2 protein-coding genes are annotated in these 643 nt (G+C 62.8%); both read right to left on the bottom strand.

The window, feature by feature from the left end:
* Positions 1 to 295: hypothetical protein (locus tag EII42_RS13595; RefSeq protein WP_233558397.1), on the bottom strand; the 295-nt coding region annotated here is incomplete at its 3' end.
* Between the two features lie 70 nt (positions 296 to 365).
* On the bottom strand, positions 366 to 643 hold a 278-nt coding region (locus EII42_RS13100), incomplete at its 5' end, for a hypothetical protein (RefSeq protein WP_158676518.1).

The following is a 643-nucleotide window of genomic DNA, read 5'->3' as shown; positions in this document are numbered from 1 at the left end:
GGAAGATGGGTGGGACGATGGTGGGTGGTGGGTGTCCGGCCCAGCGTTTGTCTTGTTGCCAGTTGGGGTCGTCGGTTTTTATCATCCAGGGCTCCCAGGAGAATTTGGGTTGTGGGACGGTGATGATCTCTACCGGTGCGGTGCTTGCCGGGCTTGTTCGTGGGCCGTCAGCACTCCGGGTGGTTTCACCCGCCGACGGCCCCGGCGTGGGGCGTGTGACCACGACCACGGTGAGCGCCGCTAACACGAGCGCGAGTATGGCAGCGGTGGCGTACCAGGCCCAGTGTCGTCGCATGATCCCTACCCCGTTCTCTTCCTTCTTACCTTCTTCTTATCTTGTGACTGGTTTCTAGTGTTTTAAGGGGCTATTGTTCTTCTTGTTCCTCGCGGAGCGCTTCTTCGTACTTGGTGAAGTCCTGCGGTGTGTAGTCCGGGCAGATGTGCGCGACCTTCTCGAACGCGCGCTGGGTGCCAGTGGGCCACCCGTCCCTGATGAAGTTACGCGCCGCCATCCCGGCCGCGATCACCTCGGAGAACTCCCGATCGCGCTGCGCGATCTTGGGCTCGCGGCTCTTCACCCGCACGTCCGCCGCCCTGAGGCTCTCGGCCACCGCCCGGGTACGCGGATACAGCTGCGCAGAAC

Source organism: Tessaracoccus sp. OH4464_COT-324, assembly GCF_003932855.1.
Classification (GTDB): Bacteria; Actinomycetota; Actinomycetes; order Propionibacteriales; family Propionibacteriaceae; genus Arachnia.
This window is presented reverse-complemented; position numbering and strand designations above follow the sequence as displayed.